The 20936-nt window shown below is 32.7% G+C and carries 16 protein-coding genes; 11 read left to right on the forward strand and 5 right to left on the reverse strand.

Features of this window, described 5'->3' with window-relative positions:
* Positions 1 to 55 precede the first annotated feature (55 nt).
* Positions 56 to 2527 (reverse strand): FAD-dependent oxidoreductase, encoded by a 2472-nt coding sequence (locus tag KKQ76_RS11745; RefSeq protein WP_213197293.1) that lies wholly within the window; start codon positions 2525 to 2527, stop codon positions 56 to 58.
* Positions 2528 to 2812: 285 nt separating this feature from the next.
* On the opposite strand from KKQ76_RS11745, the gene KKQ76_RS11750 reads away from it, so the two are divergent.
* Positions 2813 to 3085: a hypothetical protein gene (locus KKQ76_RS11750; protein ID WP_213197294.1), complete on the forward strand. Its 273-nt coding sequence runs from the start codon at positions 2813 to 2815 to the stop codon at positions 3083 to 3085.
* A gap of 168 nt (positions 3086 to 3253) precedes the next feature.
* Positions 3254 to 4336, forward strand: coding sequence for a peptide chain release factor 1 (prfA, locus tag KKQ76_RS11755; RefSeq protein WP_213197295.1), 1083 nt, complete (start codon positions 3254 to 3256; stop codon positions 4334 to 4336).
* 65 nt (positions 4337 to 4401) lie between these two features.
* On the opposite strand, the gene KKQ76_RS11760 is transcribed toward prfA, so the two are convergent.
* From KKQ76_RS11760 to lon, 3 genes are all read right to left on the reverse strand, one after another.
* Positions 4402 to 5669, reverse strand: a protein-coding gene (locus KKQ76_RS11760; RefSeq protein ID WP_213195791.1) for an IS3 family transposase whose coding sequence is annotated in 2 segments (ribosomal slippage) — positions 4402 to 5330 and positions 5330 to 5669 — 1269 coding nt in all. Because the reading frame shifts where the segments join, the coding sequence is not laid out codon by codon here.
* Between the two features lie 105 nt (positions 5670 to 5774).
* A complete protein-coding gene (locus KKQ76_RS11765; protein ID WP_213197296.1) occupies positions 5775 to 6704 on the reverse strand; it encodes a DUF4349 domain-containing protein in 930 nt (309 codons plus the stop codon).
* Positions 6705 to 6890: 186 nt separating this feature from the next.
* On the reverse strand, positions 6891 to 9281 hold the full coding sequence (gene lon, locus KKQ76_RS11770; protein WP_213197297.1) for an endopeptidase La: 2391 nt from the start codon (positions 9279 to 9281) through the stop codon (positions 6891 to 6893).
* Between the two features lie 331 nt (positions 9282 to 9612).
* Between lon and KKQ76_RS11775 the strand changes: the two genes are divergently transcribed.
* The 9 genes from KKQ76_RS11775 (at position 9613) to serS (ending at position 20079) form a co-directional block, all read left to right on the forward strand.
* Positions 9613 to 11754, forward strand: a complete 2142-nt coding sequence (locus tag KKQ76_RS11775) for a SurA N-terminal domain-containing protein (RefSeq protein WP_213197298.1) — start codon at positions 9613 to 9615, stop codon at positions 11752 to 11754.
* Positions 11755 to 11883: 129 nt separating this feature from the next.
* Positions 11884 to 12828 carry an MlaD family protein gene (locus tag KKQ76_RS11780; RefSeq protein ID WP_213197534.1) on the forward strand — a complete coding sequence of 315 codons (945 nt, stop codon included), beginning with the start codon at positions 11884 to 11886 and terminating at the stop codon, positions 12826 to 12828.
* A 34-nt stretch (positions 12829 to 12862) separates the two neighbouring features.
* Positions 12863 to 14194, forward strand: coding sequence for a (Fe-S)-binding protein (locus tag KKQ76_RS11785; protein ID WP_213197299.1), 1332 nt, complete (start codon positions 12863 to 12865; stop codon positions 14192 to 14194).
* A 72-nt stretch (positions 14195 to 14266) separates the two neighbouring features.
* A complete protein-coding gene (locus KKQ76_RS11790) occupies positions 14267 to 15052 on the forward strand; it encodes a (Fe-S)-binding protein (protein ID WP_213197300.1) in 786 nt (261 codons plus the stop codon).
* Positions 15053 to 15131: 79 nt separating this feature from the next.
* Complete coding sequence (locus tag KKQ76_RS11795) at positions 15132 to 15620, forward strand: hypothetical protein (protein ID WP_213197301.1); 489 nt, start codon at positions 15132 to 15134, stop codon at positions 15618 to 15620.
* 112 nt (positions 15621 to 15732) lie between these two features.
* Complete coding sequence (locus KKQ76_RS11800; RefSeq protein ID WP_213197302.1) at positions 15733 to 16872, forward strand: glycosyltransferase; 1140 nt, start codon at positions 15733 to 15735, stop codon at positions 16870 to 16872.
* Positions 16869 to 18107, forward strand: coding sequence for an oligosaccharide flippase family protein (locus KKQ76_RS11805; protein ID WP_213197303.1), 1239 nt, complete (start codon positions 16869 to 16871; stop codon positions 18105 to 18107). The genes KKQ76_RS11800 and KKQ76_RS11805 overlap by 4 nt, the downstream gene beginning before the upstream one ends.
* Before the next feature lie 17 nt (positions 18108 to 18124).
* Complete coding sequence (locus KKQ76_RS11810; RefSeq protein ID WP_213197304.1) at positions 18125 to 18631, forward strand: hypothetical protein; 507 nt, start codon at positions 18125 to 18127, stop codon at positions 18629 to 18631.
* Between the two features lie 179 nt (positions 18632 to 18810).
* On the forward strand, positions 18811 to 20079 hold the full coding sequence (gene serS, locus KKQ76_RS11815; RefSeq protein WP_213197305.1) for a serine--tRNA ligase: 1269 nt from the start codon (positions 18811 to 18813) through the stop codon (positions 20077 to 20079).
* Positions 20080 to 20147: 68 nt separating this feature from the next.
* Here the strand turns inward: serS and KKQ76_RS11820 are convergent, their stop codons facing one another.
* On the reverse strand, positions 20148 to 20933 hold the full coding sequence (locus KKQ76_RS11820) for a hypothetical protein (RefSeq protein ID WP_213197306.1): 786 nt from the start codon (positions 20931 to 20933) through the stop codon (positions 20148 to 20150).
* Positions 20934 to 20936 lie beyond the last annotated feature (3 nt).

The following is a 20936-nucleotide window of genomic DNA, read 5'->3' on the forward strand; positions in this document are numbered from 1 at the left end:
AAAGAAAAGAGAGCGAAAATTTCGCTCTCTTTTTATATTCACAAATCTTTTGAAATTATAAGAATAAATTAAGATTAGATTCGTCTGATTTTTCTAAGAATGTTGCCACACCACCAGTTTGTACTACATCTAACAATTCTTCTTTTTTCACACCCATTACATCCATAGACATTTGACAAGCCACAAATTCTACTCCGTTTTCTTGCGCATCTTTCATCATTTGTTCTAGTGAAGCTACGCCTTTGTTTTTCATTTGATTCCTCATCATTTTAGCGCCAATTCCGAACATATTCATTTTAGAAAGTGCCAAATTTTTAGAATTTGAAGGCATCATCATCTCAAACATTCTACTTACAATATCTTTTTTAACGCTAGGTTTTTCTGCTTTTTTGATGATATTCAATCCCCAGAAAGTAAAGAAAAGGGTCACTTTTTTGCCCGAACTTGCAGCACCATTTGCCAAAACAAAAGTAGCTAAAGCTTTGTCTAAATCATCACTGAAAACGACAAAAGAAGCTCCGTTTTGAGTATTTCTTTGTACAGAAGTTTTCTTTTGTTCTGCTTTTTCTATAATTGCAGAAATTTTCCCAGCGTTAGACGTTACGTCTATTAGTTTATTCCCTGTCATATTACACCAAGAAACTACGTCTTTTGCAAAACCTGGGTCTGTTGCCAAAACTTCATACACATTTCCAGAATCTGCAGTATCAAAAACTTTTTTGAGTTTCATAATCGGGCCTGGACATTGCAATCCACAAGCATCAACTTTTATGGCGTTTCCACTAGAAACGGTAACAGATTTATTTTGAGCTTGATAAATATGGTCATCTTTTTTAACCACCAAATTTTTATAAATATCTTCGTTGCTCTGTTTTTTTACCGCGTATTCCCAAGTTTTGTAACCGCCATTTAGATTAAAAACATTTTCGAAACCGTTTTGCATCAAAATTCTAGCTGCCAAATAACCTCTTAAACCAACCGCACAAAATGCCACAATGGTATTTGATTTATTAAGTAAATGAAGATTATCTCTCAATTCATCAATCGGAATGTTAATAGCTCCAGGAATTGAACCTAATTCAAATTCATCTTTAGTTCTCACATCTAAATAAACTGTTCCGTTTAAAGCTTCTTGAGCATTTACGTGTCTCCAATGTTTAATCTTAACCTTCCCGTTCAGAATATTTTCTGCAACATAACCTGCCATATTTACAGGATCTTTTGCAGAAGAATAAGGTGGAGCATAAGCGTGTTCTATATCTATTAAATCATAAATTGTTCCGCCTTTTTTTACCACGCTTGCAATTAAATCTAATCTCTTGTCAACGCTGTCATAACCCACAACTTGCGCTCCGAAAAGTTTACCAGTTTCAGGTTGGTAAATAATCTTGATGGTCATAGGAATTGCACCAGGATAATAACCAGCATGAGAAGCAGAATGCGTGATAGAATCTAAATATTTAATTCCAGATTTTTTCAAAATTTTGCTTGCAATACCAGTTGAAGCTACCGTAATATCAAAAACTTTGGCAATTGCCGTGCTTATAGAACCTTTGTATTCAGTTACATTTCCCAAAATAATATTGTCTGCACAAATTCTACCTTGTCGGTTTGCAGGTCCCGCCAAATAATTCATAAATGGTTTTCCTGTAATTGGACTAGGAAACTCTATTGCGTCACCTACTGCATAAACATCTGGATTTGAAGTTTGTAAATAAGGATTTACTTTAATTCCGCCAGCTTCACCAATTTCTAAACCACTTTCTTTAGCGAGTTTAATGGTAGGTTTTACACCGATGGAAAGAATCACCATATCTACAGTAATTTTTCTTCCTGACATTAATTCAACAATAATACTTCCGTCTTCTAATTTTTCAAAACTTTTTACACCATCAAGAAGATAAAATTCTACATTTTTAGTTTTTAAATGTTGATGCACAATAGAAGCCATAGAATAATCTAAAGGTCCCATTACTTGGTCAGACATTTCCACAATAGAAACCTGAATACCAAGTTCGTGGAGGTTTTCTGCCATTTCCAAACCAATAAAACCAGCACCTACTACTATAGCTTTTTGTACATTTTTGGTAGAAATATATTCTTTGATGTAATCGGTATCTGTAACATTGCGAATGGTAAAAATTCCTTCACTCTTAATTCCTGGAAGTGGCGGAACAATAGGATCAGCACCTGGAGAAAGGATTAATTTATCATATGTTTCTTCGTAAGTTTCGCCAGTAATCAGATTTTTTGCTTTTACTAATTTTTCTTCTGGATGAATGCTCAAAATCTCTGTATTTACTCTTACGTCAATACCATATCTCGTCCCGAATTCTTCGGCAGATTGCACAAAAAGTTTTTCTCTTTCTTCTATCACTCCCCCAATATAATAAGGAAGGCCGCAGTTTGCATAAGAAATGTACGCTCCTTTTTCAAATAAAATTATAGAATTTTTTTCATCTAATCTTCTCAATCTTGCGGCACTAGTGGCTCCACCAGCTACACCGCCTATAATTAATATCTTCATCTTTTGTCATTTAATTTCTCTGCAAAATTACCCCAATAAAATAGGGTGATGCATAATTTCTTAATGAGAAATATCAATAAATGACTTCAAAAAAAAGAAAGTTCTTAACAAAGATATTTTTCTATTAAAAAAGATAATTTTTATCGATTTTGAGAAATTTCTTCTTGTTGATTTTGAGTAAAATAGAGGTTTTGGAATGATGAATATTAATCTTTATAAAAAAAGCTTAATTATTTTTGCATAAATAGAAGTAAAGTTTTATTTTTGCCTAAAATAATAGAAATTATGTTTTTAGCAGGATTTTGGCCAGTTTATCAGTTCCTTTGGACCGTTTATTTTATCGTAATGTTCCTAATAGGATTTTGGTGTATTTTCATGTTCTTTGGAGTAGTGATTCCAATGTGGTTAACTGAAGGTTTAGCTGAATATTTCGGAAAAACTAAGAAATTTAACCCAGAAGATATCAGAAGAAAAACTCTTCTAGAGCAGGAAGGTGTGGAAGTAATCTACAACCAACCAAAAGGAAACGGCCCTTATTTACACGCTGGTCATCATTAATTGAGGTGACATTGCTTTTCTCCCTGAATTTGAGAAAAGTAATATCAAAGCAAAACAAAATATATTTAAAATCTGTTCAGTTTTCTGAGCAGATTTTTTTCATCCTTACATCTAACTTCTAACATCCAAGCAAAATTCCTTATCTTTGCACCCAAATAATTTTAGACTATGTCAAAAAGTTTAATCCCAAAACTTCAAGCAATTAAGCAACGTTATAACGAGGTTGCTGATTTAATTATACAACCAGATGTGATTACTGACCAAAAAAGATATGGTCAGCTCAACAAAGAATACAGCGATTTAGGTAAAATCGTGAAAGTTTTTGATGAGTACATGCAAGCTCTCAACACCATCGAAGAATCAGACGAAATCATTGCAGACGGTTCTGATAAAGATTTTGTAGAATTAGCAAAAATCGAAAAAAATGAAGCTTTAGAAAAAATTCCAGGTTTGGAAGAAGAATTAAAAGTTCTTTTAATCCCAAAAGATCCTGCAGACGATAAAAATATTATCCTGGAAATGCGTGCCGGAACCGGTGGTGACGAAGCTGCGATTTTCGTGGAAGATATGTACAGAATGTACACCATGTATTTCAAAACCAAAGGTTGGAGACACGAAATTACTGATTCTTCTGAAGCGTCTAAAGGTTACAAAGAACTCGTGATGAAAGTAGAAGGAGAAGGCGTTTACGGAATTATGAAATTTGAATCTGGAGTTCACCGTGTTCAGAGAGTTCCAGAAACCGAATCTCAAGGTAGAGTTCACACTTCAGCGATTACGATTGCAGTTTTACCAGAAGCGGAAGAAGTAGATGTGGAAATTAATCCTGCAGATATTGAGATGCAAACCTCTCGTTCTGGTGGAGCTGGTGGACAAAACGTAAACAAAGTTGAAACAAAAGTGCAGTTAACACACAAACCTTCTGGTTTAGTGGTGGTTTGTCAGCAAGCACGTTCTCAGCTTGCTAACCGTGAATTGGCAATGGAAATGCTTCGTGCGAAATTGTATGATATTAAATTACAGGAAGTGGTGGGAGATATTGCAGCACAACGTAAAACAATGGTTTCTACCGGTGACCGTTCTGCAAAAATTAAAACCTACAATTATCCTCAAGGTAGAGTTACCGATCACAGAATTAACAAATCTATCTACAATCTAGATGCTTACATGAATGGCGATATCCAAGAAATGATGGATGCCGTGATTATGGCAGAAAATGCAGAAAAAATGAAAGGTCAAGAGGAAATTTAACGAATTTTCGAAAAAAGATATGAGTTGTCCTAAAAAAGGTTGACTCGTTAATAATTCAAATATAGTTAAATCGTAGCAGAATTAATTCTGTTACGATTTATTTTTTTCCATTGTTTTAATTGTATTGTTTTTTGTTGATGCGCTTGGTTTGGAGTTATCATATTAATTGACATATGTATTCTAAAATTGTTGTATAAAGTTATGGCTTGTGTAACTTGTTTGTTTAAATTTTGATAGTTTTCAAATATTTCATGTAAACCAAATTCTTCTTTTAAAATTCCATTTACTCTTTCTGCTACTGCATTTTCATACGGGTCGTATTCTTGCGTCATACTAATTAAAATATTGTTTTTCTTTAACAATTCGGTATACTCTTTACTGCAATATTGTAAACCTCTATCAGAATGGTGAATGAGTTGATTTTTTGTTTCCCTGTTAATCAAAGCCATTTCTAAAGCTTTTACTGTAGTTGAACTCATTAAATTATCTGACAGTTGATAACCAACGATTTTCTTGGAACAAGCATCAGTGAGTAAATGCAAATAGTATGTTTTCTCTTTTGTTCGTAAATAAGTTATATCAGCAACCCAAACTTGCTCAGGTCTGTTAAGTACAAAATTGCTAATTAAATTTGGATAGCGTTTCATCCAATGTCTTGAGTTTGTTGTTTTGTAATATCTTCGAACTTTAGGTACTTGTAAATATTCGGCTTTTAAAAAATCTAAAAAATGATCCCGACCAATTGATATATGATGTTTTATAAATTCATCTTGTAACATTACATAAAGTTTCTTGCCACCTGTTCGGGGTAATTGCTTACGAATAGTAACTACTAAACTTCGTAATAATTCTGAGTTGTATTTAGGCGTTTTTACCTTTGACTTTCGCTTGTAAAATGCTTGTTTTGTGTATCCAAACAGTTCGCATAACTCATAAATAGTCAATGAACTATTTACATTTATTTCTTCAACTGCTTGGAACCAGACTTTTTTACAATATCAATTTTAAGCTCACGTTCAGCTATTTCAATAAATCGTTTGAATACTTTTAATTCTTCTTCTTTTTTTGCTAATTGAGCCTCTAGCTCTTTTATACGCTGTTGTTGAGGATCTTTCATAGGACGACCAATAGTTAATTTATCTTCATAGGTAAATTTACCATATTTTTTTAACCATCTTGGTAGACAACTATTGCCTTGAATATTGTAACGTCTTCGAAGTTCTGCTTTAGTAAATAAACCCCTCTCAAATTCACTTACAACTTGACGTTTAAATGCTTCGCTATAAATTTGTGGGGCAATTGGAATTTTTGAAATTTTCTTTTTTGTTGACATATTATCTAATTTTTAGTCAACTTTTTTCAGGACAAGACAAAAAGTAATAAAAAACCCCGAAAAATTTCAGGGCTTTAAGTTTTTGTAAAAAAAATATGAAGTTCATCACTTTTCGACATTCTCAGATTTTGAAATTTTTTTAGGAAAGATAATCGTCATAAGGTTATACTTTACAAAATAAATTACAATTAGAATTCCTAAAAATAAAGGCCAAAAATTCAGTAAGAAAACGAAAAATTTTTGCACGAAATAAAATCCGTTAAGTAGAGAAGATTTTGCTTCGTAGAAGAAATTGACTTGGTATTTATTGTCGTAAAATTGGGTGTTGGTAATGGCAATTTCGGCGATTCTTACTTTTGGTTCTTTAATGTAAATGTCTACAGTACTGTACTTTATATTATCTGCAAAATTTAGATTTTCAATTTGTTGGGTATTGTTTTTCTCTTCGTTTTCTTCGGTGAGGTTTGCTTTCTTTTCATTGTTTTTCATTTGAGAAATCACTTCGCCCGTTTTATTGATTTTTTTCAATTCAAGTTCTGCAATTTTAGCATTGTTGGTTACATCTTCAGCCAAAATAATTCTGGTATTCAAGAAAAGTTTTCGGTCATTTACAGAAGTGAGAAACGCACCTAATTTTTCCGAAGGAACTCTTACTTGTATTTTGTTATAAGAATTGAATTTTCTGAGTAAAACCGCATTTTGGTCAGAAGTGTTATAGGTTTCTTCTTCGATAACTTGACTTTGTAATTCACTTTTGGTAACGAATCCTCCCAAATTTTTCAGTGCATTTTCAATGTCTACTGTTGCTTCGTAAACGTCTGTTACTTCCATGCTAACTTCTGCAGTTTTTACAAATTTTTTGTCTGGAATTTGTTGAGAAGCAGCGTAAGAAACTTCATCATTTTGAACGGAAGTAGAATCTGCGGTCATGGCAGCACTTTCGTATTGAGAATCTACACTTTCAGATTTTTGACAAGAAAATAATCCCGCTAAAATAAAGGTTGCGAAAACCAGTTTTTGAAATTTTGTGTTCATTGTTTAAGGTTTTTTGAGTTAGACTTCCTCAAAGTTGAGCACAAGATTCTTGTAAAGTTTGTAAAAGCGATTTTTTGTTTTTGTAAACTTGGTTTGCAATATAAGTTGCAGAATTTCAGTTGTTTGTAAAAAAAGGACAAGACGCAAATTTGCGTCTTGTCCTCAATTTAATATGGATTTGTAAAATTATTTTTCAATCGCTAATTCCACTACTTCTTTCATGGTTTTCACGTAATAAACTTTTAGATTTTTAAGATAGTTTTGGTTGATTTCTAAAACATCTTTTCTGTTTTCTTCACATAAAATTACTTCTTTAATTTCGGCTCTTACTGCGGCCAACAATTTTTCTTTAATTCCTCCAACTGGAAGCACTTTTCCTCTTAAAGTAATTTCGCCAGTCATTGCCAAATGTGGTTTTACTTTTTTGTTTAAATAGCTGGAAACCATGCTGGTTAGCATTGCAATTCCTGCACTTGGTCCATCTTTCGGAGTGGCACCTTCAGGAACGTGAACGTGAATATTTTTATTTTCAATATCTTCTAAAGAAATGCCTAAACTTTCGTGTTTTGCTTTGATGTATTCTAGCGAAATCGTTGCCGATTCTTTCATTACATTTCCTAGATTTCCTGTCATGGTAAGATTGCCTTTTCCTTTACTTAAAATGCTCTCAATGAATAAGATATCGCCACCAACTGAAGTCCAAGCTAAGCCTGTAACTACACCAGGAATATCCATCATTTCTGAGAAATTTTTAGACATCGGAACACCTAAAATTTCATCAATTTTCTGAATGGAAATTTTCGGATCGTATTCTTTATTCATGGTAATTTGTAGGGCAACCCAACGAGAAATTTTGGCGATTTGTTTTTCTAAATTTCTTACGCCACTTTCTCTAGTGAAAGCTTCTACTACGTGTGCAATTTCTTTATTTCCTAGTTTATAAGCGTCTTTTTGTAGGCCAGTTTCTTCCATTTGTTTTTTTATCAAATGGCGTTTTGCTATTTCTACTTTTTCTTCAATGGTATAACCCGAAAGTTGAATGATTTCCATTCTGTCTAACAATGGCGTTTGAATGGTAGAAAGCGAATTGGCAGTAGCAATGAACATTACTTTTGACAAGTCGTAACCAATTTCTAAGAAATTGTCATAGAAACTGTGGTTTTGTTCTGGGTCTAAAACTTCTAAAAGTGCAGAACTTGGGTCGCCGTGAATTCCTTGTCCGAGTTTGTCTATTTCGTCTAAAACGATAACTGGATTAGATGTTCCCGCTTTTTTGATGGCTTGCAATAATCTTCCTGCCATTGCGCCGATGTAAGTTTTTCTGTGTCCACGGATTTCTGATTCGTCATGCAAACCGCCCAAACTCATTCTTACATATTTTCTGCCAAGAGCATCTGCAATAGACTTTCCGAGGGAAGTTTTACCAACTCCAGGAGGACCCACTAAACACAAAATCGGAGATTTCATGTCATTTTTCAATTTCAGAACCGCCATGTGTTCTAAAATTCTTTTCTTGATGTCTTCTAAACCGAAATGGTCTTTATTCAAGATTTTTTCCGCTTTTGGAATGTCAAAAATGTCTTTAGAATAAGAATTCCAAGGCAAATCTGTGAAGAAGTCTAGATAATTTCTCTGTACATTATAATCTGGCGAATTGGGATTATGGCGCTGAAGTCTTTTCAGTTCTTTCTCGAAATGTTCCTGAATTTCTGGTTTCCAAGAAATTTTTTCTGCTTTTTTCTTCAGTTCATCTACATCGGTTTCGGTTCCACCGCCTAATTCTTCCTGAATGGTTTTAATTTGTTGGCTCAGGAAATATTCTCTCTGTTGTTTGTCTAAATCGCGAGAAGTTTTTTGATGAATTTGATTTTTCAATTCTAATCTTCTGAAATCATCATGCATCAGTTCATAGCATAATTCTGCGCGCTTCATCAATGATTTTTCTTCCAGAAGTTTTTGTTTGTTTTCCGAAGAGAAATTTGCATTTACGCAGATGAAATTCAGTAAATCTTCTTGTCCTTCAATATTTCTGATGGCAAAATTAGCTGCGCCAGGAATATTAGGGTCTATTTCTATGATTTTAATTGCTAAATCCTTGATGTTATCAATCAAAGCTTCGTATTCTTCTTTCTTTTTTGTAGAAGAATCCTTTAATTTTTCTATTTCTGCGGTGAAATAAGGTTCGGTTTCAATGAAACTTTTCACTTTGAAACGCTGAACACCTCTTGTAATTGCAGAAATGTTGCCATCAGGAAGTTTGATGATTTTGATGATTTTAGCAATAGTTCCTATTTGGTAAAGGTCTTTTTCGGTAGGATTTTCTTGATGAGAGAGTTTTTGACTCAAAATTCCTATCAGTTGACCGTTTTTTTGTGCTTCTTCTAATAATTTGATAGACTTTTCTCTTCCCGCAGTGATGGGGATAACCACTTTCGGAAACATCACCATATTTCTAACAGGTAGAATCGGAAAAATCTCTTGTGCTTTTTCTTCTTTGGTTTGTTTTTCTTCGTTTGCCACGATGCTAAAATTTTCGTCTAAAAAATTTTCAAAAGCGATATCTTCTATTTCAATCATAATCTAAAAATTAGAATGACAAATTGTCATTTTTAAAGTGTATAAATCAATTACCAAGGCAATGATTCAAATTTTCTTGCCTAAAATAAAGAGTACTTTAATATTCGCAATAGCTATGCCAAGAGTTTTTATGGACAAATTTTCCTTTTTTTATTCTAGAAAACTGAACTGATTTTCAAAGTGGTGGTCGCTTGTGAAATATTTACCAAATAGACTTCTGTAAAATCCTTAAAAAAAATAAATATAAACGAATGAAAATGAGTGATAAAATTTCTCTATTATCTTAAAATTATGTATTTTCGCACACTGATTTTAAATACTTATATATAAAATGTCAATTACAGCTTCAATAAGAAAGAGACCTTGGCTATTATTAGGAATGATTATTATTGCACTTTTAGCATTTTTAATTAATCCTGAAAGCATGGATAAAATGTTTGGTCAAAATCCAAATATTTTGGGAAAGGTAAATGGTGAAGAAATCACTCGTGATGAATTTAATGACCAATTAAGTTTGTTACAACAACAATCTCAAGGACAACCACAGCAAGGCTTAGAAGAACAAGCTTGGCAAATTTTGGTGCAGTCTAAATTAATCGAACAACAGTTTGATAAAATGGGGTTAAAAATTACAGATGAAATTTTCTGGAATCAATTACAATTTGACCCAATGTTTTCAAAAGAAAACAATCCACAAAATTTTGACGAAAAAGGAAACTTCAAAATTGCTGATATCAAAAAGCAAATTGAAGAACTTAAAAATAATGGAGACGTAAACCAATATAACGAATGGTTAAAAGCTAAAAAAGCTATCGAATACAGAATGATGGCAAGACAGCTTTTTGCAAACGTTACTACAGGAATTACAGCCAACAAAAAAGAAGCTGCTGAATTAATGAAGCAAAGAGACGAAGTTGCTGATATAGACTTCGTGAAAGTAGATTATGCTGCTTTTGCTGCTAAAAATCCCGTAAAAGTGACTACTGAAGATTTAGCGAACTATATCAAAAAACATCCTGTGATGTTTAAATCTGAAGCTGCTAGAAACTTAGGAATCGTATATTTTCCTGCAAAACCAAGTGCAGCAGATGATGCTTTAGCGCTTAAAGAAATCAACAAACTTTACAACGAAGGTGTAGATAATGGTAATGGTTTAGAAAGTTTCAAAAATACTCCGAACGATTCTATGTTCGTAGAATTAAACTCTGAAGCACAAATTAAATATTCATTTGTTTCTGACCAAGAAATTCCTCAAGAAGCGCAAGCTTTCGTAAAAGGAGCTTCTGCAGGACAATTTTTTGGACCTTATAAATCTGGTGACAAATATTATGTGACCAAATTAGTAGGAAAGAGCAATGCTACAATGCCTAAACACATTTTGTTTGCATACAAAGGCGCAATGAGAGCAGATGAAAAGCAAACTAGAACCAAAGAAGAAGCTAAAAAATTAGCAGACAGCATTGGTGCATTAGTAAAAGCTGATCCATTGAAATTCAACGAATATGTACAAATGTCTGATGAGCCAGGTGCTGCGCAAAGAGGAGGTATGTTAAGTTGGATTTTAGATAATGATAATAATTACGCTAAACCTTTCGGAGATTGGGTAAAAGGAAATGCAAAAGGAGCTGTAGGTGTAGTAGAAACTGATTTTGGTTATCATATTATTGTTAACGAAAATAAAATGCCAGTTTACAAAATTGCAAACTTAGCAAAAGACATTAGAGCTTCTAAAGAAACCGAAAATAAAGTATATACAGAAGCAAATACTTTCATTCAATCAGTTCAAGGGAAATCTTTCAATGATTTTGCAAACGGAGCGAAAAAGAAAAATTTCAATTTCCAAAATCCTAAATCTGTAAAAAGATTCCAAGGTCAAATCCAAGGTTTAGGAACAGATAAAGACGAAGAAATTTTAGCTTGGGCATTTAACAAAGAAAGAGAAAAAGGAGAAACTAATATCTTTACCACTGGTAATGGTGACTACATCGTAGTGTACTTAAACGGTAAACAAGAAGCGGGAATTGCAGATCCAGAATCTGTAAGAGAACAAGTAGAACCAATTGTAAGAAACCAATTATTAGCGAAAAAAATTAGCGAAAAAATTACTGCAAGTAAAGCAACAAGTCTAGATGCAATAGCTAAATTATTTGGTACAACTAAACAATCTTCGCAAGTAAGTTTATTCTCTCCATTTGTAGGAGGTGCTATGGAAGCTAAAGTAGCTGGAGCTGCATTTGGTGTTAAAAAAGGTAAAACTTCTAAACCAGTAGAAGGTGCAACTGGAGTATTTGTAGTAACACAAAAAGCGGTTACATTAAACAAACAACCAGGAGATGCTAAACAAATCATGCAAGCAATGCAACAGCAAGGTGCTCAAATGTTTAGCCAATCACTAATGAAGAGTTTACAAGACAATGCTAAGATAGAAGATTACAGAATTGAAGTGTGGGATAAAACTTCTCAAGCTCAATAATTCTTCTCATAAATATTTAAAAGCGACTTTTTCTAGAAAAAGTCGCTTTTTTTATAACAATATGCAGAAATATTGAAACTACCATTACTTCAAAAAGTAGTATATTTGCGCATAAAAATTCATAAAATTGTGAAATACACTAAAGAAATAAAAGCAGGTTTAATAGCACTTTTAGCTATTGTAGGATTCGTTATTCTTTTCCAGTTTATGAAGGGGAAAAGTTTCTTTACATCAGATAATATTTACTACGCGAAATTTGACAATGTAGACGGTTTAGAGCAGTCTAATCCAGTTTCTATCAACGGTTTGAAAGTAGGACAGGTGGATAAAATCCTTCCACAAACAGCCAAAGACGGAACCATTTATTTTGTGGTTAAAGTTTTAGTGGATAAAGGTTTTAGTTTTTCTAAAAATTCTACTGTAGAAATCTTTGAACCAGGAATTATGTCTGGCAAACAAGCAAGAATTCATTTGGTTTATGATAAAGCACCTTTTGCTAAAGATGGAGACACTTTAAGAGGAACTTTTCAATCTTCTTTGATGGCAAGTTTATCTTCGCAGGTTGGTCCTGTAAAAGACCAAGTACAAAGTGTTTTAACTAAACTAGATTCTACAATGGCCGCGACTAATAAAATTGTAGACGAACAAAACAGAAGAGAAATTAAAATACTTTTGGCAAGTCTCAACCAAACAGTTGCTTCTTTCAAAAATACTTCTGACCAAACCAATAGATTATTGGCTTCTAGTCAAGGTAGAGTAGAGAATGTACTTGATAATGCTAATAAAACTATGATTTCTGCCAATGCTGCTGTTGAAAAATATGGAAAAGTTGCAGAAAGTATTGATACGAAACAGCTCAATCAAACAGTAGAAAGGCTTTCGGAAGTTTCTAATAAACTTAATCAAGTGATTTCTGGAATTAATAATGGAGAAGGAAGCCTTGGTAAACTAGCTAAAGATGAGGAATTATACAATAATCTCAATAAGACCTCAGAGAACCTTAATAGTCTAATTTTAGACCTTAAAGAAAATCCTAAGCGATACATAAATATTTCTGTTTTTGGTAAGAAATAATTAACGTATTTTTGAAAAAGAGAAAAAAATAACTATGCAATATTTAGACAATATTTTATTCCTTGTTTTACTCATTGCTGGTTTCGGTCTGTTTTTTAAAAGTTTAAAAGAAATTTACCGAAATATAAAACTAGGAAGAGAAATCAATCGTTCTGATAACCCATCAGAAAGATGGAAAACAATGGCAACCGTTGCTCTCGGGCAAAGCAAAATGAAAAAACGCCCAGTTGCAGCATTCTTGCACATGATTGTTTATGTAGGTTTCGTGATTATCAACATTGAATTGATTGAAATCATTGTAGATGGAATTTTCGGCACGCACCGTTTCTTAGCTTCAATTTTTGGAGATACACTTTATGGAATTTTCAGTGCTACATTAGAAATTTTAGCTGCATTAGTAGTGATTGCTGTAGTAGCATTCTTCATCAGAAGAAATGGTCTTAAAATTCCTAGATTATCTTCTATCGACCTAAAAGGTTGGCCAAAAAATGATGCCAATTGGATTTTGGTAATAGAATTCTGCTTAATGATGGCTTTTTTCAAAATGAATGCAGCAGATTGGTTGCTTCAGCAAAATGGCGTTTTAGCAGCACACGGAAGTTTCCCTGTTTCATCTAACCTTATTGCGCCGATTTTTCAATCTTTCGGTTTCAGTGATGGGTTTTTACATTTCATAGAAAGAGGAGCTTGGTGGTTCCACTTTGTAGGAATTTTGTTCTTCATGAACTATTTGTATTATTCTAAACACCTTCACATCATTTTTGCATTCCCGAATACTTGGTATGCTAATTTGGAGAAAAAAGGTAAATTCAATAATTTAGAATCTGTAACTCAAGAAATCAAATTAATGATGGATCCTAATGCAGATCCTTATGCCGCGCAACCAGAAGGAGCAGAACCTCCAGCAAAATTTGGTGCTGAAGATATTTTTGATTTGAATCAAGTTCAGTTACTGAATGCCTATTCTTGTACAGAATGTGGTAGATGTACTGCGGTTTGTCCGGCAAATATTACCGGTAAAAAACTTTCGCCACGTAAAATTATGATGTCTACAAGAGACAGAATTGAAGAGGTGGGCAAAAACATCAACAAAAACGGAAAATTTGTAGATGACGGCAAAAAACTCTTAAACGATTATATTACCAAAGAAGAATTATGGGCTTGTACAAGTTGTAATGCTTGTGTGGAAGCTTGTCCGGTATTGATTGACCCTCTTTCTATCATTTTTGAAATGCGTAGATTTATGGTGATGGAACAATCTGCAGCTCCACAAGAATTGAATATGATGATGACCAATATCGAAAACAATGCAGCACCTTGGCAATACAATCAAGCTGATAGATTAAATTGGGCAAACGAAAATTAATGTGACAATGAGATGATGTGTTGATGAGAAAATTAACACATCAGCAAATTAACAAATTAGCATATTTACAATATGGATTTCACTATAAAAACAATGGCAGAATATGCTGCCGAAGGAAAATCTCCAGAAGTTCTTTTTTGGGTAGGTTGTGCAGGAAGTTTTGATGATAGAGCCAAAAAAATTACCAAAGCATTTGCTAAAATTTTAAATAAAGTAGGAGTAGAATTTGCAGTTCTTGGTCAAGAAGAATCTTGTACTGGAGACCCTGCAAAGCGTGCTGGAAATGAATTCATTTTTCAGATGATGGCATTAACGAACATAGAAGTTTTAAACGCTTACGAAGTAAAGAAAATCGTAACGGCTTGTCCGCATTGCTTCAATACTTTAAAAAACGAATATCCTAGTTTGGGTGGAAATTACGAAGTAATGCACCATACACAATTGCTTCAACAATTGATGGAACAAGGAAGACTAAAAATAGAAGGTGGCGCTTTCAAAGGTAAAAAAATCACTTTCCACGATCCTTGTTATCTAGGAAGAGCAAATGATGAATATGAAGCTCCAAGAGTTCTTTTAGAAAAATTAGATGCAGAATTGGTAGAAATGAAGCGTTGTAAAACCAACGGTTTATGTTGTGGAGCTGGAGGTGCACAAATGTTTAAAGAACCAGAAAAAGGCAATAAAGACATTAATATCGAAAGAACCGAAGAAGCACTTGCGCTTAATCCAAAAATTGTAGCAACAGGTTGCCCATTCTGTAACACGATGATGACTGATGGTGTAAAACACTTCAACAAAAATGAAGAAGTAGAGGTAAAAGACATCGTAGAATTAATAGCTGAAGCAGAGGATTTGTAAATTAGACATCAGATTTCAGGTAATAGTTTCCAGAATTTAAAATCTTACCTCTGAAATCTCAAATCTCATATCTAAAATTATGAAAATAGAAGAATCAACCATAGTAGAAACAAATGATTTCAAAGTCATTATTTATCCTGCTTCTAGAGCGCTAACTGCTAAAGAAGTAAAGGAAATCACGGAGAAATTGTATGATTTTCTTCCTACTTGGAATGCACATGGAAAAGGACTAACGTCTTCTTTTAAAATAGACCACAAACAATTTATTATTATCACAGTAGACGAAGAAAAAGTACAAGCTTCTGGCTGTTCTATGGATTCTCTCAATGGTTTAATGAGAGAGATAGAAGAAGAATACCAATTAGGAATTTTTGACAGAATGAAAGCTTGTTACAAGGAAAATGGCGAAGTAAAAACCATGAAATTGACCGATTTTAGAACTGCGGTTAGAAATGGCGAAATTTCAGAAGAAGTAGAAGTTTTTGATTTTTCTAAAGACACTTACGTAAATTATTTATCAGACTTTTTACTTCCTTTTAAGCGAAGTTGGGCTGGTTTTATCAAATAAAATTCAATAGAGTCGGACTTTAGTCCGACTTTTTTATTTCAAACTTCAATTTGACTTTAGTCAAAATCTATTTCCTAGAAAGTTTTCTTTAAATTTGTATAAAACTATATGTTTGAACATTCATAAACGACATAAAATTCTCTTCATTTCGTCTTGGTTTCCTAATAAACTTGAACCTACGAATGGAAACTTTGTGCAGCGCCATGCAGAAGCCGTTTCTTTGCTTCATGATGTGGAAGTTCTTCATGCGATTGGTGATTTTAACCAAAAAGAGAAATTCGTTTTTGATGATGAAATGATCAATGGAATCAGAACGTTGATTGTTTACTACAAAAATTCCAAAAATCCCTTACAGAATTTTTTGAGAAGAATGAAAGCCTATCAATTGGGTTTCAAAAAAATGCAAAAACCAGATTTGGTTCACGGAAATGTACTTCATAACAACATGCTTTTTGCAGTCTCCCTGAAAAGAAAATACGGAATTCCGTTTGTGATTTCAGAGCATTGGTCGGTTTTTCAAGAACAAAATCATGTGAAAATTTCTAAATCGGCTCGTTTTTTAGCAAAAAAAATTGCGGAAAAAGCATCTTTCATTCTTCCTGTTACCGAAAATTTAATTTCGGGTTTGCAGAAGTTAGGAATCAATACTCCTATGAAAGTGGTAGGAAATGTGGTAGATACAGATTTGTTTTCGCCAAAATTTGAAAAGTCAGAAAAGTTCACTTTTCTACATATTTCGAATCTTATTGCTCTTAAAAATCCTGAAAAAATCATCAAAACAGCGATAGATCTACATCAAATAAATCCCTATTTTGAATTACAAATTGGTGGTGATGGCGATTTGAAGCCTTTGCAAAAAATGATTCACGAGAATAATGCAGAAGGTTATATCAAAACTTTCGGGACACTTAATTTAGAACAAGTTTCTGAAAAAATGAAAGCAGCGAATTGTTTTATACTTTACAGTGATTATGAAAATCAACCTTGTGTGATTTTAGAAAGTTTAGCTTCTGGAATTCCCGTTATTGCTACAAAAGTGGGAGGGATTTCTGAATTATTAGATGAAAAAAGAGGTGTTTTAATAGAGAAAAAAGATGGTCAAGAATTATTAGAAGCTATGAAAAATATTTTAGAGAAAAGTGTAGAATTAGAGTCTTCTGAAAGTTTAAGAAAATATGTAATAGAAAATTTCTCTAAGTCCGTAATCGCCGAAAAATTTTCTGAAATTTATAAGCAAGTCCTTGTAAAATGATAAAATTTCTATCTAATTTTTTTAAACAAAGCGGAATTTGGATAGCTTCATCATTCTTTGTATCAAAGATTGCAGCTTTTTTATTGACGCTTTTTATGGCGAGAATTTTATCCAAAGAAGATTTAGGTTGGGTTATGTATGGTTTAAATTACCTTGGGTTTTTCATTCCATTTGTGGGTTTTGGAAGTTCACATGGTGCATTAAGATACGCAGCTATAGAAAATGAACCTGATGAAAAACAAAAAATCATTGCTTATTTTTTTTCTTATGGTTTGATTTTCAATGTTTTGTTGAGTTTGATCATGTTGGTGTTGGCTTTCATACTATTCGGAAATGGGAATCAATTGCTCATTGTAAGTTTGTTTACTATAAGATTATTTGGTCTATTTTTACTTGAACAAGCTAAAGCAGAAGTGAGAGGAAAACATGATAATAAAAAATTCGGGCAGATAGAAATATATTCTAACATTTTGTTACTTGTTTCAGCAGTTTTTTCAGCTTATTTTTTTGGAGTGAAGGGATATATTTTCAGCCTTTGTTTATCACCATTTGTGGTTTTGTTTATTCATCGATTTAAAATTTCATTTGATAGAACTCTATTTAAAAATTTCACCGAAAAAAGCTTTTGGAAATTTTGTGTTACAATGGCTTTTACCAATCAAGTTTCTGAACTTATTTTCTTATTAGATGTTTTTTTTATTGGGATTTTTCTAGATAATTCTGCTGTGGCACATTATAGAATTTATTCCATTATTCCATTTAATTTATTTTTTTTAGCAGCATTATTTTTTCAAACAGCTTATCCTAAATTATGTGAAAATCATGAAAACAACAGCTTTCAATTGCAGTTTTTGTTTAATTTTTGGAAATTAATGATACCTATTTCCATTTTAATATTTGCAGTAAGTTACTTTGGTGCTTCTTTGATTTTGAAATTATTTGGAGAAGATTATGCCCAGAATTCTATGATTTTTCTAATTTTAATTGGTGCTTCTATAAGTGTTTTATTATTGAGAACACCATTTGGATATTTATTAGCTTCAAAAGGAAAATCCAGTTATAATTTAATGGCGGCATCTATTTCTATCATCACTTTATTGGTTTTAATAAAACCTATTATCTATAATTTTGGTTTAGAAGGAGTGGCGTGGTTAAGTTTTATCAATTTATTTTTTATTGGAATTTTTCAAATGATAAGCTATTTTTATTTGGTTTATCGTGCTCCAAAATTGTAAAATATTATCTTTGCAATATGAAGTTTAGCAGATTAATCATTTTAGGGATTTTAATTTTTCTTAGCTCTTGTAGAGGAGAAGATGAAAGTGACTTGCAGAAAATAGACCAAGTTCTTAATATTTACATCAAAAACGCTGCGGGAAAAGATTTGCTCAATACTAATATTCCTGGAGGTTTTACCGCTGTGAGAGCCCAGGATTTAAATGCAGATAGAGCTTTGCAAGATATTACAGGAATTTCCGTCAAAAAAGACCAAGACACGATAGCTTATGTAGATTACACAACTGGTGCAGTTAGAATTTTGAAGGATTCTATTTCGCCAAGTCAAAAAACGTATCAGTCTGATTTTTACATCAATCTTTCTAAAATAGTAAATAAAGAAACGGTAACAGATGTAGACACAGTAAAAGTAGAGTACAATTGGTCTCCTAACTTGTTTCAAGTCTCCAAAGTTTGGTATAACAATAAACTTTCGTTTTCTAAAGTGGAAGGACAGCCAAACATCATTCATATCGTAAAATGATACCAATTCCGATGATAAATAATCTAATAATTTTGGTAGAATGCCGATAGATTATTTATTAGGACAATTTTAATTGGACTATTATAAATTACTAATCGGTATAATTCCGTAAATTTGCATAAATCATTAAAATTTGAGTTTTATTTCAGACTCAAATCTTAACTCTCAAACCAAATAAGATGTTACAAGTAAGTTTTTTGCGCGAAGAAAAAGAACGCGTTTTAGAAGGTCTTAAAAAAAGAAATTTTAAGCAATTAGAATTGGTAGATGAAGCTATCCAATTAGATGACGAACGTAAAAAAACACAACAAGAATTAGACTCGCAATTGGCTGAAATCAATAAAATTTCCAAAGAAATAGGTCTTTTAATGAAAGAAGGAAAAAAAGAAGAAGCTGAAGCTGCTAAATCTAAAACTGCTCAATACAAAGAGTCTTCCAAAGAACTTACTACAAAACTTTCGGAAATTGAAACTTCTTTGCTTAATATTTTATACCAAATTCCTAATATTCCTTATCATTTGGTTAAAGCTGGTGTTTCTGCAGATGATAATGAAATCGTTTATCAATCTCACGAAGTTCATGGATTGGGAGAAGGTGCAATTCCGCATTGGGAATTGGCAAAAAAATATAATTTGATTGATTTTGAACTCGGAGTTAAAATCGCAGGTGCTGGTTTCCCAGTTTATTTAGGTAAAGGTGCAAGATTGCAAAGAGCTTTGGTTCAATATTTCTTAGATAAAAATACAGATGCTGGTTATTTGGAAGTAAATCCGCCACATGTTGTAAACGAAGCTTCTGGTTATGGAACCGGACAATTGCCTGATAAAGAAGGTCAAATGTATCACGTAGGAATTGATGATTTATATTTAATTCCAACTGCAGAAGTTCCTGTAACGAATATTTACAGAGATGTGATTTTAGAAGAAAAAGATTTGCCAATTAAGAATACTGCTTTCTCACAATGTTATAGAAGAGAAGCGGGAAGTTATGGTGCTCATGTTCGTGGTTTGAACAGATTACACCAATTCGAAAAAGTAGAAATTGTAAGAATTGAAAAGCCTGAAAATTCTTATGCAGCTTTAGAAGAAATGGTAGCGCATGTAAAATCTATTTTAGAAGATTTGGAATTGCCTTTCAGAATTTTAAGATTGTGTGGTGGAGACCAAGGTTTTACTTCTGCGATGACTTATGATTTCGAAGTTTGGAGTGCAGCTCAAGAAAAATGGTTAGAAGTTTCTTCGGTTTCTAATTTTGAAACTTTCCAGGCGAATCGTTTAAAATGCAGATTCAAAGGTGACGGAAAAACGCAATTAGCCCATACATTAAACGGTTCTGCAATGGCTTTACCAAGAATTATGGCAGCATTGTTAGAAAACAATCAAGTAGAAGGCGGAATTAAGTTACCGAAAAAAGTAGCGGCATACGCTAGATTTGAAATGATAGATTAATATGCTTTTTGCATTCAGCAATTAGCTTTCAGTATAAAAAAACCACCGAAGTTTCGGTGGTTTTTGTTTTATTCTGTAATGATGATTATTTTTTTGTCCTTTTCGTTGAGTTTTAAACTTTCGTCAAGAAGTTGTTCAAAAGAGAAAGACATATCAATGGTATAATCGTCTATTTTCTTTACCCAATCGTGTTTTCCTTGGATGGATTTTATTTTGGTTTCAAACTTAATTTTGTTGTTGAATTTAGTATTAAACATCTTCATCATAGCAAGTGCAGATTCTGCTTCTGCTTTAGCTGAATCCGTTTTAGCTTCTAAAGTCATTTCTTTTTTTAAGGTTTCAGAAAAAGTTTGAGGATTAAAATATTCTGTATCTAATGTTAATGTTTTTCCGTCCCAAATGGTGTTGTCAGAACTTGTGGCGCTTATAAAATTGTTTTTTTTAGATGTTCTAGAGAAATTTTTGATTTCTTCTGGAGTTAATCTATCCATTTTAAAAGCAATTCCCGTCATTTCATTATTTTCAAAATTAGATTTTACAAACATTTTTTTGATTAACTGAATGCTGTCTTTGTCTTTCGTCATCGGGATTCCCTTTTTTTCTGAATCTTCTTGCATGATTTCGTACATGTTTTTCCAATCTCTAGGGTACATTTCGAAATCTTTAAATTTATTATCAGAATTTGCAGAATCACCACCCATGTTTTTTGCCATCGCAAGTAAGTCTTTCATGTCAATGTTCATGAGAACGCTAGTGGTTTTATCTTGATGATAAGTGGTAACAGAATCTACAGCACAAGCTTGGAGAATAATGGCCAATAGAGGAATTAGCCAAAAAGTAAATTTTTTAAGCATAGA

This window comes from Cloacibacterium caeni, from assembly GCF_907163105.1.
Taxonomy (GTDB): Bacteria; Bacteroidota; Bacteroidia; order Flavobacteriales; family Weeksellaceae; genus Cloacibacterium; species Cloacibacterium caeni_A.

What these genes read in the sequence shown, in the direction of transcription:
- KKQ76_RS11795 (WP_213197301.1), top strand. Translation starts at nt 15,132, where the DNA reads ATGAAAATAGAAGAATCAACCATAGTAGAAACAAATGATTTCAAAGTC.
- KKQ76_RS11810 (WP_213197304.1), top strand. Translation starts at nt 18,125, where the DNA reads ATGAAGTTTAGCAGATTAATCATTTTAGGGATTTTAATTTTTCTTAGC.
- KKQ76_RS11765 (WP_213197296.1), bottom strand. Translation starts at nt 6,704, where the DNA reads ATGAACACAAAATTTCAAAAACTGGTTTTCGCAACCTTTATTTTAGCG.
- prfA (WP_213197295.1), top strand. Translation starts at nt 3,254, where the DNA reads ATGTCAAAAAGTTTAATCCCAAAACTTCAAGCAATTAAGCAACGTTAT.
- KKQ76_RS11785 (WP_213197299.1), top strand. Translation starts at nt 12,863, where the DNA reads ATGCAATATTTAGACAATATTTTATTCCTTGTTTTACTCATTGCTGGT.
- KKQ76_RS11745 (WP_213197293.1), bottom strand. Translation starts at nt 2,527, where the DNA reads ATGAAGATATTAATTATAGGCGGTGTAGCTGGTGGAGCCACTAGTGCC.
- KKQ76_RS11775 (WP_213197298.1), top strand. Translation starts at nt 9,613, where the DNA reads ATGTCAATTACAGCTTCAATAAGAAAGAGACCTTGGCTATTATTAGGA.
- KKQ76_RS11750 (WP_213197294.1), top strand. Translation starts at nt 2,813, where the DNA reads ATGTTTTTAGCAGGATTTTGGCCAGTTTATCAGTTCCTTTGGACCGTT.
- KKQ76_RS11790 (WP_213197300.1), top strand. Translation starts at nt 14,267, where the DNA reads ATGGATTTCACTATAAAAACAATGGCAGAATATGCTGCCGAAGGAAAA.
- serS (WP_213197305.1), top strand. Translation starts at nt 18,811, where the DNA reads ATGTTACAAGTAAGTTTTTTGCGCGAAGAAAAAGAACGCGTTTTAGAA.
- KKQ76_RS11820 (WP_213197306.1), bottom strand. Translation starts at nt 20,933, where the DNA reads ATGCTTAAAAAATTTACTTTTTGGCTAATTCCTCTATTGGCCATTATT.
- KKQ76_RS11805 (WP_213197303.1), top strand. Translation starts at nt 16,869, where the DNA reads ATGATAAAATTTCTATCTAATTTTTTTAAACAAAGCGGAATTTGGATA.
- lon (WP_213197297.1), bottom strand. Translation starts at nt 9,281, where the DNA reads ATGATTGAAATAGAAGATATCGCTTTTGAAAATTTTTTAGACGAAAAT.